The sequence below is a fragment of the Arthrobacter sp. PvP103 genome, from assembly GCF_017833075.1.
Classification (GTDB): domain Bacteria; phylum Actinomycetota; class Actinomycetes; order Actinomycetales; family Micrococcaceae; genus Arthrobacter.
Map to the genome: position 1 here is coordinate 467,735 of NZ_JAFIBQ010000001.1, position 15,044 is coordinate 482,778.

A 15,044-nucleotide genomic window follows, 5' to 3' on the forward strand; every position below is an offset into this window, starting at 1 on the left:
AAACGGCAATCGGTGGACGGACGGCCGTCATTGGACGTACAGTCCGATAACGCCAGCGGCCGGCGCCTCCCAGAGTATCCGGGAAGCGCCGGCCGTTGATGTCACCGTTAGTGTAAGAGCCGGTGTGGCGTTGAGGCTAGTGGGTGTCCACTGCCTCGATTTCGGACTTGTCCTCGCCCCAAAGGGTGTGGAAGGTTCCTTCGGCGTCGACGCGGCCGTAGGTGTGCGCACCGAAGAGGTCGCGCTGGCCCTGGATCACGGCGGCGGGCAGGCGCTTGCGGCGCAGGCCGTCGTAGTAGGCCAGCGAGGAGGAGAACACCGGTACCGGGATGCCCAGCTGCACTGCGGTTGCGACAACCCGGCGCCAGGCCGGGAGGACGTCGGCGATGGCCTTGGTGAAGGCCGGTGCGAACAGAAGGTTGGCCGGCTTTTCGTCCGCGGCGTAGGCGTTGGTGATTTCCTTCAGCAGTTCCGCACGGATGATGCAGCCTCCGCGCCAGAGGGAAGCGATCTCGTCCAGCTTCAGGTCCCAGCCGTATTCCTTCGCGGCCGAGGTCAGCATGTCCAGGCCCTGGGCGTAAGAAACGAGCTTGGAGGCGTACAGGGCCTGGCGGACGTCCTCAACGAACGTTTCAGGGACATCGACGGCAATTTCCTCGCCGGCGAGGAGTTCCTGGGCCAGCTTGCGCTGTTCGGCCTGCGACGAGAGGGCGCGTGCGAAGACTGATTCGGCGATGCCCGAAGTCGGGGAGCCCAGCTCGAGCGCGGAGATGACCGTCCAGCGGCCGGTTCCCTTCTGGCCTGCGGCGTCCACTACGACGTCGACGAACGGTTTGCCGGTGCGGGTATCCACGTGGCCGAGGACCTCGGCGGAGATTTCGATGAGGAAGGAGGCGAGCTCGCCCTTGTTCCACTCGGCGAAGATCTTGGCCTGCTCGGCCGGCTCGATGCCTGCCCCGGAGCGGAGGAGGTCGAAAGCTTCGCCGATGACCTGCATGTCGGCGTATTCGATGCCGTTGTGGACCATTTTCACGAAGTGGCCGGCGCCGTCGGTGCCGATCCAGGCGCAGCAGGGCTTGCCGTCCACGTGGGCCGCGATCTTTTCCAGCAGCGGTCCGAGGGCGTCGTAGGACTCCTTGGAGCCGCCAGGCATGATGGACGGGCCGTTCAGGGCGCCTTCCTCACCGCCGGACACGCCGATGCCCACGAAGTGCAGGTCCTTCTTCGCCAGGGCGGCTTCGCGCCGGCGGGTGTCCTCGTAGTGCGAGTTGCCGGCGTCGATGATGATGTCGCCTGCCTCCAGCAGGGGCTCAAGCTGCTCGATCACGGAGTCGACCGGCTTGCCGGCCTTGACCATGATGAGCACGCGGCGCGGCTTTTCCAGGGAATCCACAAGCTCCTGGAGGGTTTCGGTACGCACGAAGTCCCCGTCGTGTCCGTGCTTTTCCAGCAGCGCGTCAGTCTTCTCAACAGACCTGTTGTGCAGGGCAACGGTGAAGCCGTTCCGGGCCAGGTTGCGGGCAAGGTTGGCCCCCATCACCGCAAGGCCGGTGACACCGATGTGTGCTGACATCAAAACTCCAATTCATTTCTGTGCAACGTGTGCATTCTGTTCCGCACTTCCTGCGGAACACGCTTTAAGAACCAGTGGCTGTCAATAAACCATATGTATTTCCGCGGACAACGGGAAAGTTGCGCCCACGTTTTGGAAGGTGGCGCGTCACAAAACAGTCTATGATGCCGCCGGCGTTCCACCGGGCAGGGTGGCCGCCCGGCCGGGACCGTGCACGCACGGGACGCCAGCGCCGACCCGATTATGCTTACGACTATGTCAACCAGCCTCCACCACCGCGCCATCGAACACCTCGGCACCCGCATCGTGAGCGGTGCGCTGCCCGCGGGTCATGTGATGCTGGCCGAGCAGCTCGAAGACGAGCTGAAGGTCTCGCGCTCCGTGGTGCGCGAAGCGGTCCGGGTCCTCCAGTCCCTCGGACTGGTTGAGACCATCAAGCGCGTCGGAATCCGTGTGCTTCCGGCGAGCCGCTGGAACCCGTTCGATCCTTTGGTGATCCGCTGGCGCCTGGCCGGCGACGGCCGCGGCGCCCAGCTCAGGTCCCTCGCGGAGCTGCGCTCCGCCGTCGAACCTGTCGCCGCCGAGCTGGCCGCCGCCAACGCCCCCCAGGAGATCCGCAGGGAGCTGCTGGATGTCTCGCTGGCCATGCGCGACGCCGGCCAGGCCGGCAGCGTGGCAGAGTTCCTGCAGCTGGATATCAAGTTCCATTCGCTCCTCCTCACGGGCTCCGGAAACGAAATGTTCGCGAACCTGGTCGGGCAGGTGGCCGAAACGCTGACCGGCCGGACCGTCCACGGCCTGATGCCGGACCATCCGCGTGAGACCGCCCTGCAGTGGCATGTGGACGTTGCTGAGGCCATCGCCGCGGGGGATGCTGCCGGAGCCAGGGAGGCGTCCAGCCGGATCATGCGCGAGACGATCGCCGAGATGGAAGCCGGCTGGCGCGACCAGCCCAGGGTTTTCATTCCCCTGCAGCAGGGCTAAAGTCCAGCAGCACCTTCCCCGACTCGGCCGAGTTCCTGGCGACTTCGAAGGCCTCGAGTCCGCGTTCCAGCGGGAAGTCGTGGGTGACCACGGGGTCAACGAATAAGGTGCCGTCAGCGAGAGCCGCAATAACCTCGTCGATTTCGCCGTTGAAGCGGAACGAGCCCAGGAGTTCCAGCTCTCGGGTGATGGCAAGCGAGATCAGGACGGGCTGAGGCCCCGACGGCAGCAGGCCCACCATCACCACCTTGCCTCCGCGGACAGCGCCCTTGATGGCGGAGGCAAGGCCGTGGTGGCTGCCGGACGATTCGATGACCACGTCCGCCTCCACCGCTGCGATGGCGTCGCTTTCGTCTGCCTTGAGGACTTCGTCGGCGCCGACGGCCCGGGCTATTTCCAGTGGCTTGGGGTGCATGTCCACGGCCACGACCCGCCTGGCACCGGCGCGTTTGAGCACGGCGACGGCCAGTGCACCGATGGGGCCGCTACCGATCACCAGGGCCGTCTTTCCAGTGACGTCCCCGGCGCGGGCAACGGCATGCCAGGCAACGCTGGCCGGTTCCGCCAGCGCGGCAGTCCGCAGGCTGAGCCCGTCCGGGAGCGGCCGGAGCATCCGGGCGGGCAGCGTGGCGTAGCGGCTGAAGGCCCCATCGGTGTGCGGGTAGCGGGCGGCGCTGCCCAGGTAGGTGCAGCCCGGCGATAGGTTGGGCCGGTCCTCGGGATACCGTGCGGCGCCCGGGCCGGGCGTGGCGGGGTGGACGGCGACCGGGGTGCCGGCTTCGGGTCCGGTGCCGTCCGCAGCCGCGTGCAGGACCGTTCCCACAATTTCATGCCCCAGGACCATGGGTACGCGGAGGATGGACTCACCCGCGGCACCGTGGAGCCAGTAGTGCAGGTCGGAGCCGCAGATGCCGCCGAAGGCCACTTCCACGACAGCTTCGTCGGGACCCGGAGGCGGCACAGGAACGTCTTCGATCCGGAGGTCGCCCGCCGCGTGGGCTACTACGGCGGCCGAGGTGGCCGGGAGCTGGTCGAAACCGGGCATCAGACCACCACCGTCATTCCGCCGTCGACGAAGATGGTCTGGCCGTTCACGAAGTTGGAACCGTCGGAGGCCAGCCAGACGGCCGGGCCGGCCAGGTCCTGCACGGTCCCCCAGCGGTGGGCCGGGGTGCGGCCCAGGATCCAGGTGTTGAACTGCTCATCGTCCACCAGGTTCTGCGTCATTTCGGTGTGGATGTAGCCCGGCGCGATCCCGTTGATCTGCAGGCCGGAGGCCGCCCATTCCGCGGTCATGGCCCGGGTGAGGTTCCGCAGCCCGCCCTTGGCCGCGATGTACGGGGCGATGGTGGGCCGGGCCAGGTCGGTCTGCACCGAGCAGATGTTGATGATCTTGCCCCGTCCCCGCGGGATCATGTGCCGGGCAGCCTCTCTGCCTACCAGGAAGGCGCTGGTCAGGTCGGTGGAGATGACGCGTTCCCAGTCCTTCACATCCAGCTCCAGCATGGGCACCCGGTGCTGGATTCCGGCATTGTTCACCAGGATCTCCAGCGGTCCCACGTTATCCTCCACCCACGTAATTCCCCGCGCGGCCCCGGCGTCGCTGGTGACGTCGAAGGCGCAGCTGTGTACCCGGCCCGGAGCATAGTCGGCGGCCATCGCGGCTTCGGCGGCTTTCAGGCGTTCCTGGTTGATGCCGTTCAGCACCACCGTGGCGCCGGCATGGGCCAGTGCCCGGGCCAGGGCGTTGCCGATCCCCCGGCTCGAACCGGTCACCAGGGCAACACGCCCCGTCAGGTCAAAAAGTGCACTCATCGTTGGCTGTTCCTCAATTGGTTTCGACTACCGGGTGTGACTGCTGGTTCTGGCTGTTGCCTGTGACTTGCGTCCCTGCTGAGATTGGCGATGGTTTGCCGGACGGCGGCGAGGTCAAGGTCCCCGAGTCCCTGGCGCTTGAGTTCGGCGTACAGTTCGGCGCCCACCGTGGCCATGGGTACGGCGGCGTCCACGGCGGCGGCACTCTCCAGGACGAAGGAAAGGTCCTTGTGCATGAATTTTGCGGGCCCGGTGGGCTCGTAGTCCCTTGCAGCGAGGCGGGGCCCGACGATGTCCAGGACCCGGCTGCCCGCCAGCCCGCCGGCAAGTACCTCGTACAACGCCGCAACGTCCATGCCGGAGCGTTCGGCGAGTTCGGCGGCTTCGGCGAGCGCCGCCGTCGTGGTGCCCACGATGAGCTGGTTGCAGGCTTTCGCCAGCGAACCGGAACCCAAGGGTCCCAGCCGCCGGACCGTGCCGCCCATGGCGTTGAAAAGGGGAAGGAGCCGCTGGAAGTCCTGCTCCCCCGCACCCGCCATAATCGCAAGGGTTCCGTCCTCGGCACCTTTGGTGCCGCCGCTGACGGGTGCGTCGACCACGACGGCGTTGCCCCGGCTCGCGGCGGATACTTTCACCCCGAAATCGCGCACGGCCGCCGGCGACACGCTGCTCATGACCACGACGACGGTACCGGGGCCGGGCGGCTCGTCGGCCCAGCCTGCGAGGAGCCCTGCCGCCGCGTCCTCGATGTAGGACAGGTCCGGGAGCATAAAGATGATGACCGGTTCGTCGCGCAACGAGGCAACATCCGCGGCGCGCATGCCGCCGCGTGCGGCGAAGTCGTCCAGGGCGGCTGCGGACCTGTTCCAGCCGGTGACGTTCCAGCCGGCCTTCAGCAGGTTGGCCGCCATGGGGCCGCCCATCAGGCCCAGTCCGACGAAGCCGGCCCTGTTCCGGCTTAACTCTTCGCTCGCATCAGGGTCTGTCTGCACGTTCATCGGCAGCGGCACCTCACTTCATTGTGGTTGATCGTCGGGTTAATGGGAGGAAATCTGTTCAATATCCTAGCCTCCATTCAGTATGATGAACACTATGACGACAAAAACCACCGTCGCAATCGCCGTCCCGCTCGAAGCTGAGCTGGTGGAGCGCATCCGCGCCGTAGACCCTTCCGTGACCGTCCTCTATGAGCCCGACCTCCTCCCGGCCGAACGCTTTCCCGCCGACCACGCCGGCGACCCGGACTTCAGACGCACCCCGGAACAGGAGGAACGGTACTGGGACATGCTGAACAAGGCTGATGTCCTGTACGGCTTCCCCAACGAGAGCCCGTCCGGACTGGCCCGCATTGCCGGCAGCAACCCCCGGCTCCAGTGGATCCATGCCATGGCCGCAGGCGCCGGCGGTGCAGTGAAGGCATCCGGCCTGGACCAGGAAACCTTGCAGAAATTCAAGGTCACCACCTCAGCCGGCGTGCATGCCCTGCCGCTGGCGGAGTTCGCCGCGCTGGGCATCCTCAACGGCTTCAAGCGCAGCGCCGAGCTCGCCGCGGACCAGGCAGCCAAGGTCTGGCCCGAACTGCGGACCCCGACCCGCCTGGTCAACGGCTCCACGCTCGTGGTGACGGGCCTCGGCGAGATCGGGCTGGAGACAGCCCGCATCGCCCGGGCACTGGGAATGAAGGTCAGCGGCACCAAACGGAACGTGGAGCCGATCGAGGGAATCGTCGAAGTGGCCGACAACGACGGCCTGCCCGGCCTGCTTGCTTCGGCTGACGCAGTGGTCAACACCCTGCCCGGCACGCCGTACACGGAGAAGCTGTTCAACCGTGACGTGTTCGCCGCCATGAAGCCGGGAACGGTTTTCGTTAACGTAGGCCGTGGCACGGTGGTGGACGAGGACGCGCTCCTGGAAGCGCTGGACAACGGCCAGGTGGGGTACGCCTGCCTGGACGTGTTCGCCGTAGAGCCCCTGCCGCAGGACAGCCCGCTCTGGAACCACCCCAAGGTGATGGTGTCCCCGCACACTTCGGCGCTGAGCGCAGCCGAGAACCGGCTGATCGCCGAACGCTTCAGCAGCAACCTGCGCACGTTCCTTGACGGCGGGGAACTCCCCCATCTCGTGGACACCGTCCACTTCTACTAAGCCGCACTGACCCGCGGTCCACCGGACCGCACGGCACACCACAGCACAGGGCGGCCCCTCCGGCGAACAGAGGGGCCGCCTGCCGTGCCGGCTCCGGACCTACGGCCGCCTTGCCCGCTCGACGTCGGCAGCGCTCTCTGCCTGGCCCCGGGCAGTAAGTCCTGCCACCACGCCGTCGATGTCCGCATCAGGCCGGTTCTGGCTCAGCTTGGCCTTCGCCTCGATCCTGGTGATCACCAGCTCAAGGCCGACGACGGCGCGCAGCTGCCCGGAAATATAGCGCTCCGGGGCGTCGTCCACACTCCACGGCTGGTCGAAGCCGGCTTCGTTCACGCCCGTCAGCCGCCTGACCTGACGGGCCAGCCAGACCGGGTCGTCGTGGATCACCAACTCGCCGTATACGTGCGCCGCGGTGTAGTTCCAGGTGGGTACTACACGGCCGTGCTCAGCCTTTGAGGCATACCAGGACGGCGATACGTATGCGTCCGCACCCGGGATGATGATGAGTGCCTCGCCTATCACCGGTTCGGACCACTGTGCGTTGTTCCGGGCCACGTGGGTGTGCAGGGCACCGCTCTCTCCGACAGACGGATCGAAAACGAACGGCAGCAGCGTTGCGAGCATGCCCTGCGAGGTCATGGTGACAAGGTTGGCTGCGGCCGGCCGGGCCAGGAGGTCGCTGATAGCGCCGGGGCCGGCTGCGAAGTGGGCTGGGGTGTACATGGCGCTAATCCTTTGCGGGCTGGAGGGATCTTGTGGTGTGAAGGTTGGGCTGCGGAGCGGGCACCGGGCCGAGTCGGACCCGGACGGCTGCGCCGGCGCAGAGGATGACGGCCAGGCCACCGATGATGGTGGTCCAGGTCAGGGCTTCGCCCAGCAGGAGTCCGGCCCAGCAAATGCTCAGCACGGGCTGGATGAGCTGTATTTGGCTGACCCGCGCCATGGGGCCAATGGCCAGGCCCCGGTACCAGGCGAAGAACCCGAGGAACATGCTCACCACGCCGAGATAGGCGAATGCCAACCACTGGACCGGCGTGGCCGACGGCGGTTGCTGGACCACGGTAAACAGCGTCAGGAATACCATGAGCGGCGACGCAAGCACCAATGCCCAGGACACGGTCTGCCAGGGGCCGAGCTCACGGGCCAGCAGGCCGCCCTCCGCGTAGCCGATGGCCGCTGCGACCACTGCGCCAAGGAGCAGCAGGTCCGCCGAGTGCAACTGCCCGAATCCGCCGGACTGCATGGACGCGAAGGCGATGGCCGCCAAGGCGCCCGCACCGGTGATAAGCCAGAACGCCATGGGCGGACGCTCGCGGCCCCTCAGCACAGCTGCCGTCGCCGTCACGGCCGGGAGCAGTGCGATGACCACCGCGCCGTGACTGGCCGGAGTGGTGGCGAGTGCAAAGGATGTCAGCAAGGGAAAGCCAATCACGACGCCGGCGGCCACCACCGCGAGCCGGGCCCATTGCACCCCGCAGGGAAGTCGCTGACGCCCGAGGGCGAGGGCGGCAGCGGCCAGGACCGCGGCCACGACCGCACGTCCGGATCCGATGAACAGCGGTGACATTCCCGCGACGGCGACCTTCGTGAACGGAACGGTAAACGAAAAGGCCGCTACTCCAAGGATTCCCCACCAGAGGCCGGAAGGCTGTCCGGTCAGTATCACTCGAGATTCCCGCGCAGTAGCGCTACTATGGTCTTTCATGAACAACGATAGCAGTTCCCGGATTGCCGCACGACTGCGGGAATGGATCGCCACAGCAGCACCCGGTGCCCGCCTGCCGTCCACGCGCTCACTGGTGGCTGGCTACCAGGCAAGTCCCGTGACCGTTCAAAAGGCACTGCAATCCCTCACGGCGCAGGGGCTGATCGAGAGCCGCCCCGGCGTCGGGACCTTCGTCCGGGCCGTCCGGACTGCACGCCCCTCGGACTACGGCTGGCAGACGGCGGCCTTACGCTCACCAGTGGCACCGCTTCCGTCGGCCTCCACCACCATGCGCGACGTCGCGAACAACGCCATCGCCTTCCACTCCGGCTACCCGGACCGGGAACTCCTGCCGGAGCGCCTGGTGCGTGCAGCACTCACCCGCGCTGCCCGGGGCGACGCAGCGTTGTCCCGTCCCCCTGCAGCGGGCCTACCGGAACTCCAATCGTGGTTCGCCCGCGAACTCGGCGCCTCGACACCCGCCGGGACCACACCGCCGAACCCGAGCGACGTCGTCGTGCTGCCGGGAAGCCAGAGCGGGCTCAGCTCCATCTTCAGCGCGCTCGCGGGCCGCGGACAGCCGCTGCTGATGGAATCACCCACCTACTGGGGAGCCATCCTCGCAGCGACCCAGGCCGGAGTCCGCGTTGTCCCGGTACCGAGCGGTCCGGACGGCCCGGACCCGGCGGAACTGGCCCGTGCATTTGACGAAACCGGCGCGCGCCTCTTCTACGCGCAACCCAACTACGCGAACCCGACGGGTGCTCAGTGGGCGCCAGGGCGCGGGGAAGAGGTCCTGGAGGTAGTGCGGGGCAAGGGTGCATTCCTGGTGGAGGATGACTGGGCCCACGACTTCGGCATCACCACCAGTCCCGTGCCCGTCGCCTCGCGCGACGACTCGGGCCATGTGGTGTACCTCCGGTCCCTGACCAAGAGTGTGTCGCCGGCCATCCGAATTGCCGCGGTCATTGCGCGAGGCCCGGCACGTGAACGCATCCTCGCGGACCGGGCAGCCGAGTCGATGTATGTCAGCGGGCTGCTCCAGGCCGCAGCGCTTGACGTCGTGACGCAACCCGGGTGGCAGACGCACCTGCGCAGCCTCCGCCACCAGCTCCAGGCGCGCCGCGACCTCCTGGTGACCAGCATCCGCGAGCACGCCCCGCAGGCGCATATCGAGCAGGTTCCCAAGGGAGGCCTGAATCTCTGGGCGCGGCTGCCCGACGCGACGGACCTCGATCGGCTGACCCGTGACTGCGAAAGCCGGGGCGTCATCATCGCCGCCGGCCGGGAGTGGTTCCCTGCTGAACCGGCCGGCGCGTTTATCCGCCTCAACTACTCCGGGTCCAACCCGGGTGCCTTCCCGGAAGGGGCGCGGATTATCGGCGAGTCAATCGAACGGAACAGTTCCTAGATCAGGCGGGACGGCTGGTGGCGGGCGCAGCAAAGGACGTGGCCCCTTCCGTGTGGAGGGAGCCACGTCCTGCGCTTTGGAATGCAGTTCCGGCGCTGCCGGGGCCGTCGCTTAGCTCGCGTCCTCCGTGAGGACGAGGTCGCGGCCCACGGTTTCCGGAGTGAAGAACGTGGTGGCGAACGAGATTAGTGCCAGCACCAGCGAATAGATGGCGAGCACCAGCCACGAGTGATCCGTTGCGGCAAGGAGCGATGCGCCCACGAGGGGCACAAGACCGCCGGCCATGACGGCGGAGAGTTCGCGGCTCATGGCCACTCCGGTGAAGCGGTACTGGGACCCGAACAGTTCAGGCAGGAGCGGGCACTGGGGGCCAAGCATGGACTGGACGCCAATGGCGATGCCCACCACCATGACCACCCAGACGAGGGTCACGTTGCCGAGCGTCACGAGGTAGAACGCCGGAAGGGCGATGACGGCTTGGAACAGGGCGCCGTAGCGGTATACCGGGACACGACCGTAACGGTCCGAGAGAGCGCCGAACGTGACTACCATGACGGCAGCGAAGCCGGCCGCAATGAGCAGGCCTACGGGCCCGATGAACTTGTCGCCCGGGAACACGCCGTCTTTGGCCGCCAGGAACGCGATCAGTAGTGCGGAGTAGATCGAGGAGTTGCCGTTCTCGCCCATGCGCAGTCCGATGCCGATCAGGACGTTCTTCTTGGAGTGCTTCCACAACTGGCCGATGGGGTTCTTGACCACGTTCTTGTGCTTTTCGAGCTCCTGGAAAACCGGCGTTTCCTTGAGCCGCAGCCGAATGAAGATCGCCACCGCAATAAGGATGATGCTGGCCAGGAACGGCACACGCCACAACCAGCCCTCAAGGACGGCTTTGTCTGCCATGGCGATCAGTGCAAACGTGCCCGCACCGAGGAGGGTGCCCAGCTGGATGCCGACGAACGGCAGGGAAGCAAAGAATCCACGACGACGGCGCGGCGCTACTTCGGAAATCAAAGTTGTTGCACCGGCCTGTTCAGCACCGGCCCCGAGACCCTGGAGGATGCGCAGGGCTACGAGGAGGACCGCACCCAGCATGCCCGCCTGTTCGAACGTGGGCAGCAGACCGATGGCGAAGCTTGCGGTTCCCATCAGGCCGATCGTAAGAATCAGCACCATTTTGCGGCCGAACCTGTCACCGATAACGCCAAAGATGACGCCACCGAAGGGACGGGCGGCAAACCCGACGCCGTATGTGGCGAACGACGCGATCAGGGCGCCGTCCTCGCCGAGGGGCTTGAAGAAAAGCGGTCCAAAAATCAAGGCTGAAGCCAGGCCATAAATGTAGAAGTCGTAGTACTCCAGAGCGGAGCCCACGGAGCTGGCAAGAGTTGCCCTCCGCAGTTGTTCCGGTTCGACGACGGCGCCGTCCGCATCGGCAATCGGTGATTCAGTACGAGTTGTCACTAGCACTCCCTTAAGAACACTCCAGACCCCCGTTGGTCTGGTGGGATAGTGGCGTCACCGGTGGTGTCGATCACTATATTGAACAGAGTACAGCACCCTGAACGGATAGCCAATGATGAAATCCGATTTATTTTTTCGGGCCGCGCATGGCCGCCTACGCAGGTCCGGCTTAGCCCATCGGGTTGCCCAGGGACCGGGCCAACTCCTTGAGTTCCTTCACCATCATGGCGCCCTGCTCCTGGGAGTAGGTGGCCTTCAGGGCGGTGACCGAAAGGCCGAGGCTTGGCCCGTGGGCTCCCCTGGTCGGGACTGAGACGGCCAGGCACACGACGCCGGTGGTGGATTCCTCATCCTCGAAGGCATATCCCTGCTCGCGGATGACCGGCAACTGCTTCTTGAATTCTGCTCCCGTCCGCAGCGACTTCGGCGTGAGCACGGGAAGTTCGGCGTCATCAGGGAACAGCTCGTCAATGTCGTGGTCGTGCAGCCGTGCGATGAGCGCCTTGCCCACGGCACAGAGCGACACCGGCATCTTGTCGCCGATATTCGAGGTCAGCCGGACCGCGGGGTGACCTTCATAACGGGCCAGGTAGATGACGTTGGTTCCATCAAGCATCGCGATGCGGACTGTTTCCCCGGACAGGGTGGGAGCCTGCTCGCAGAAGCGGTAGAACTCCTGGACCTCGTCAAGCCGGCTGAGGTAGGCGGCACCAAGTTCCACAAGCTTGCGCCCGAGCGTAAAATCGGCTCCCTGGCGGTTGATGAGGCGCGCCTCTTCGAGGGCGAGCAAAAGGTTCGAGGTGGACGACTTGGGGATGCCGAGTTCGCGCGACAGGTCACTCAGCGTGAGCCTGCCCGTTGCGGAGGCAGCCAGGGCCTCCAGCACGGCGGCGGCGCGCGTCACAGCCGGTGCGGGGGACGCGCTCCCCAGTCCGTCGGAGGTGCGGGAAGCCCGGGAATCGGCCATGATTCTCCTTCAGTTAAAGCGCGTCCGTGATGCGCCGTTCATTCAAACCTGTTCATTCAGCTGAACAGTAACCATCATAATGTCTGGGGCATGGATTTGTTCCCCTGCGCCCGCTTGCCGGGACGGGGGAAGCCGGCAGCCCTGGACAAGGGACTCCGGCAGCGCGGGACCTTTGACTCTGGAGGGAACTGACGCCACGCCTCAAACTGTTTCACATTTCCAAAAATTCACTGTATATTCAATTCAAGCCTTCCACCGCGGCATCCCCCAATAGCCGCGGTGGAAGGCTTTTCCAATTTCCCGGCAGCATCGCAAGGCCGGGAATCATGCGGCGTCGGCAATAGCCTCCCTCAGCCGCCAGCCTCCGCCGAGTCCGTCGCGGATCAGTTCCATGGTGGTCAGAGCCGAATTCTCGTTCCTGCCCAGCCTTGCCTGGACGCGCCACACCTCGATGTCCACCCTGCCCAGGCCCTTGGGCATCCTGCGCTCGGCCTCCCACCAGCTCACACGCTCAAACCACCGGACAGGTTCCGCGCCGATGGTCCATTCCCGGCCGCCGCGGAGTATCGAGAGCGGCCGGCCGTCCGGGGCCATCCTCATCATGATGTGTTCCATGCCGCCACACTATGGACGGGGTCCGACAATCACTCTATGGCAGCAAACACAAAAAACCCCGCCATCGCGGCCTGGTCAGGCTGCAAAAACGGGGTTCTGCTGGTGGGTCCTACCGGGATCGAACCGATGACATCCACGGTGTAAACGTGGCGCTCTACCAGCTGAGCTAAAGACCCAAACGATGATTTCCGCGCCTCAGCGCTTCAACCAACGAACAGCAACTGTACCGGATGCAACGTGCAGAAAGCCAATCGGCAACCACCCGAGCGGGCCGGTGAGGTGCACGTCACAGATCCGGCAGCTCGGCGGCGAGCCAAGTGAGGGATTCGCTAACGCCGGCCTCCAGTTTGATGGTCGCAAGGTCGTCTCCGCGCGTAGCTCCCCTATTGATGATGACCACCGGCTTCTCCTGCTTGGCGGCATGCCGGACGAAGCGAAGCCCGCTCATGACCGTCAGTGAGGATCCTGCAACAACCAGGGCGCCGGCCTCGTCGACCATGGCGTAGGAGCGTTCAACCCGGTCCTTTGGTACGTTTTCGCCGAAATACACAAAGTCGGGCTTGAGGGTTCCCCCGCAGGCCGGACAGTGCGCCACAACGAAACTGCGGATGAGGGCCGAATCCTCCACCGTGGCGTCGGCGTCCGGCGCCATCTCAACCACGCCGTCCGCAAGGGCCTGCTCCAGGAATCCGGGGTTCAGCTCCTCCAGCACTCCGGCCAGCAGCGTCCTGCTGTAGCGGCGGGCGCAGGTCAGGCAGGCCACCCGGTCGAAGCGGCCGTGGAGGTCCACCACGTTCACGCTCCCGGCGTCCTCGTGGAGCCGGTCCACATTCTGGGTGATCAGGCCGGTCAACAGGCCGCGCTGCTCAAGCCGGGCTGCTGCCGCGTGGCCGTCATTCGGGTCGGCGCGCCGCAGGTGGGACCAGCCGATATGGTTCCGCGCCCAGTACCGTTGGCGGTTGCCGGCGTGCCCGATGAACTCCTGATAGGTCATGGGCGCCCTCGGGGCAGCATCCGGACCCCGGTAGTCCGGTATGCCGGAGTCGGTGCTGAGGCCGGCTCCGGTGAGGAGTGCGAAGCGTGTTCCAGCTATCGCGTCCCTGATGCCCCGGAGGACGCCGAGCTCGTCAGGGGCAGGGGCGGCGGCACCCACCGGCGGCAGACTGGCGAAGCCAGTCATGCCGAGCCCGGGGTGCCGCTGCCTCATGGGGTCAGTTCCCGCCAAGCTCCGACAGGGCTGCACGGTAGGCGGCCAGGTCACGGGCCTGGCCGCGAGGATTCACCACGACGTACCGAATGATGCCGTCCGCATCGATGATGAAAGTACCCCGTTGGGCCATGCCGCTGTTGGGGTCGAAGACGCCGTATTGGGCGGCAACTGCCCCATGGGGCCAGAAGTCGGCCAGCAGGTCGAATCCGTACCCTTCCTTTTCCGCGTAGGCCCGCACAGTGAACTTACTGTCCACGGAAAGGGCCAGGACGGTGGCATTCGCGTCCTCAAACAGCGAAAGGTTGTCCCGGATTTCACAGAGCTCGCCCGTGCAGATTCCCGAAAAGGCGAACGGATAGAACACGACGACGACGTTGCGTCCCCGCAATTCCGACAGCCGGACGGGTTCGCCGTACTGATTGACCAGTTCAAAGTCGGGCGCTAAGTCTCCGACCTCGGGAACAGCGGGGGCGTCAACGGCACCGTCAACCGTTTGCAGTTGCTGGAGCGTCACTTGTTCTTCCTGGTGACCAGGCGCGTTGCGCTCCAGTCCTTGGAAACGCCAGGTGAAGTGGTGAGGTGGAGCCCTGCCGTGGGTGCGGCTTCCTGGATCTCCGCCGGCGACACGTAGCCGTGCCTGCCCGACTTGGGAGTGAGTACCCAGACCACACCGTTCTCACTCAAAGTGGTGAGGGAATCCATGAGGGTGTCAACCAGGTCTCCGTCGCCGTCCCGCCACCAAAAAATGACGGCGTCAACAACGTCATGGTCGTCTTCATCAAGGAGTTCAGAACCGGTCAGGTCCTCAATATCGTCACGTAAGTCGAAGTCGACGTCGTCGTCGTAACCGAACTCCTGAATCAGATCCCCGTTTTTGAAACCCAATTTTTCCGCCACATTTACCGAAGTGGCGGCGTCGGCCTCGCTCACGTGTTCCTCCAATGCTTAGTCATCTGCATAAATCTAGTGATTTCCATTACTACAAGCCAACACCCTTTGTGCCTGCTCTTCAAGCTGTTGCCCCTGCGATCCCACTTATTCTGCGTCACATCAGGGCTTGGCGACGGACCGGCCTTGCGGCTTTCCGTCACACAACCAGTATGACGTCAAATACGACAGGCACGTCAGGCAGCGGCTACGCATCGGATAGCTCTCACG

The 15,044-nt window shown here is 65.5% G+C and carries 15 protein-coding genes and 1 tRNA gene; 3 read left to right on the top strand and 13 right to left on the bottom strand.

Annotated features, from left to right (window positions below):
• Positions 1-136: 136 nt before the first annotated feature.
• The gene (gene gndA, locus JOE41_RS02210; RefSeq protein ID WP_011692291.1) at positions 137-1,573 is read right to left on the bottom strand and encodes an NADP-dependent phosphogluconate dehydrogenase; all 1,437 of its coding nucleotides are present in this window, start codon (positions 1,571-1,573) and stop codon (positions 137-139) included.
• A 255-nt stretch (positions 1,574-1,828) separates the two neighbouring features.
• Between gndA and JOE41_RS02215 the strand changes: the two genes are divergently transcribed.
• Positions 1,829-2,557, top strand: coding sequence for a FadR/GntR family transcriptional regulator (locus JOE41_RS02215; protein WP_043429844.1), 729 nt, complete (start codon positions 1,829-1,831; stop codon positions 2,555-2,557).
• Here JOE41_RS02215 and JOE41_RS02220 read toward each other — a convergent pair.
• From JOE41_RS02220 to JOE41_RS02230, 3 genes are read right to left on the bottom strand one after another with little or no spacing between them, the layout of a single operon-like run.
• Complete coding sequence (locus JOE41_RS02220; RefSeq protein WP_209750655.1) at positions 2,535-3,602, bottom strand: L-idonate 5-dehydrogenase; 1,068 nt, start codon at positions 3,600-3,602, stop codon at positions 2,535-2,537. The two genes, JOE41_RS02215 and JOE41_RS02220, sit on opposite strands and share 23 nt — an antisense overlap.
• Positions 3,602-4,372: an SDR family oxidoreductase gene (locus JOE41_RS02225; RefSeq protein ID WP_209750657.1), complete on the bottom strand. Its 771-nt coding sequence runs from the start codon at positions 4,370-4,372 to the stop codon at positions 3,602-3,604. Before JOE41_RS02225 ends, JOE41_RS02220 begins: the two co-directional genes overlap by 1 nt.
• Positions 4,369-5,370 (bottom strand): NAD(P)-dependent oxidoreductase, encoded by a 1,002-nt coding sequence (locus JOE41_RS02230; protein WP_209750660.1) that lies wholly within the window; start codon positions 5,368-5,370, stop codon positions 4,369-4,371. The genes JOE41_RS02225 and JOE41_RS02230 overlap by 4 nt, the downstream gene beginning before the upstream one ends.
• An 82-nt stretch (positions 5,371-5,452) precedes the next feature.
• Between JOE41_RS02230 and JOE41_RS02235 the strand changes: the two genes are divergently transcribed.
• Positions 5,453-6,517 carry a D-2-hydroxyacid dehydrogenase gene (locus JOE41_RS02235; protein WP_011692296.1) on the top strand — a complete coding sequence of 355 codons (1,065 nt, stop codon included), beginning with the start codon at positions 5,453-5,455 and terminating at the stop codon, positions 6,515-6,517.
• Positions 6,518-6,616: 99 nt separating this feature from the next.
• Here JOE41_RS02235 and JOE41_RS02240 read toward each other — a convergent pair whose 3' ends face one another.
• Both JOE41_RS02240 and JOE41_RS02245 read right to left on the bottom strand, forming a co-directional pair.
• On the bottom strand, positions 6,617-7,240 hold the full coding sequence (locus tag JOE41_RS02240) for an FMN-binding negative transcriptional regulator (protein ID WP_209750663.1): 624 nt from the start codon (positions 7,238-7,240) through the stop codon (positions 6,617-6,619).
• Positions 7,241-7,244: 4 nt separating this feature from the next.
• Complete coding sequence (locus JOE41_RS02245) at positions 7,245-8,222, bottom strand: DMT family transporter (RefSeq protein ID WP_052309691.1); 978 nt, start codon at positions 8,220-8,222, stop codon at positions 7,245-7,247.
• Between JOE41_RS02245 and JOE41_RS02250 the strand changes: the two genes are divergently transcribed.
• Positions 8,221-9,633, top strand: coding sequence for a PLP-dependent aminotransferase family protein (locus tag JOE41_RS02250; protein WP_209750665.1), 1,413 nt, complete (start codon positions 8,221-8,223; stop codon positions 9,631-9,633). The genes JOE41_RS02245 and JOE41_RS02250 overlap by 2 nt on opposite strands.
• Positions 9,634-9,744: 111 nt before the next feature.
• Here the strand turns inward: JOE41_RS02250 and JOE41_RS02255 are convergent, their stop codons facing one another.
• The 7 genes from JOE41_RS02255 to JOE41_RS02285 form a co-directional block, all read right to left on the bottom strand.
• Positions 9,745-11,100, bottom strand: a complete 1,356-nt coding sequence (locus JOE41_RS02255; protein ID WP_374068632.1) for an MFS transporter — start codon at positions 11,098-11,100, stop codon at positions 9,745-9,747.
• A gap of 163 nt (positions 11,101-11,263) precedes the next feature.
• Positions 11,264-12,061 carry an IclR family transcriptional regulator gene (locus JOE41_RS02260; protein ID WP_011692301.1) on the bottom strand — a complete coding sequence of 266 codons (798 nt, stop codon included), beginning with the start codon at positions 12,059-12,061 and terminating at the stop codon, positions 11,264-11,266.
• 324 nt (positions 12,062-12,385) lie between these two features.
• Positions 12,386-12,676 carry a hypothetical protein gene (locus JOE41_RS02265; RefSeq protein ID WP_011692302.1) on the bottom strand — a complete coding sequence of 97 codons (291 nt, stop codon included), beginning with the start codon at positions 12,674-12,676 and terminating at the stop codon, positions 12,386-12,388.
• Positions 12,677-12,776: 100 nt separating this feature from the next.
• Positions 12,777-12,852: transfer RNA gene (locus tag JOE41_RS02270), tRNA-Val, on the bottom strand.
• A gap of 110 nt (positions 12,853-12,962) precedes the next feature.
• Entirely contained in the window at positions 12,963-13,883 is a 921-nt protein-coding gene (locus JOE41_RS02275) for an NAD-dependent protein deacetylase (protein ID WP_209750669.1), read from the bottom strand.
• 4 nt (positions 13,884-13,887) lie between these two features.
• Positions 13,888-14,400, bottom strand: coding sequence for a peroxiredoxin (locus JOE41_RS02280; RefSeq protein WP_307800655.1), 513 nt, complete (start codon positions 14,398-14,400; stop codon positions 13,888-13,890).
• The gene (locus JOE41_RS02285) at positions 14,397-14,816 is read right to left on the bottom strand and encodes a DUF3052 domain-containing protein (RefSeq protein WP_011692305.1); all 420 of its coding nucleotides are present in this window, start codon (positions 14,814-14,816) and stop codon (positions 14,397-14,399) included. Before JOE41_RS02285 ends, JOE41_RS02280 begins: the two co-directional genes overlap by 4 nt.
• Positions 14,817-15,044: the final 228 nt, after the last annotated feature.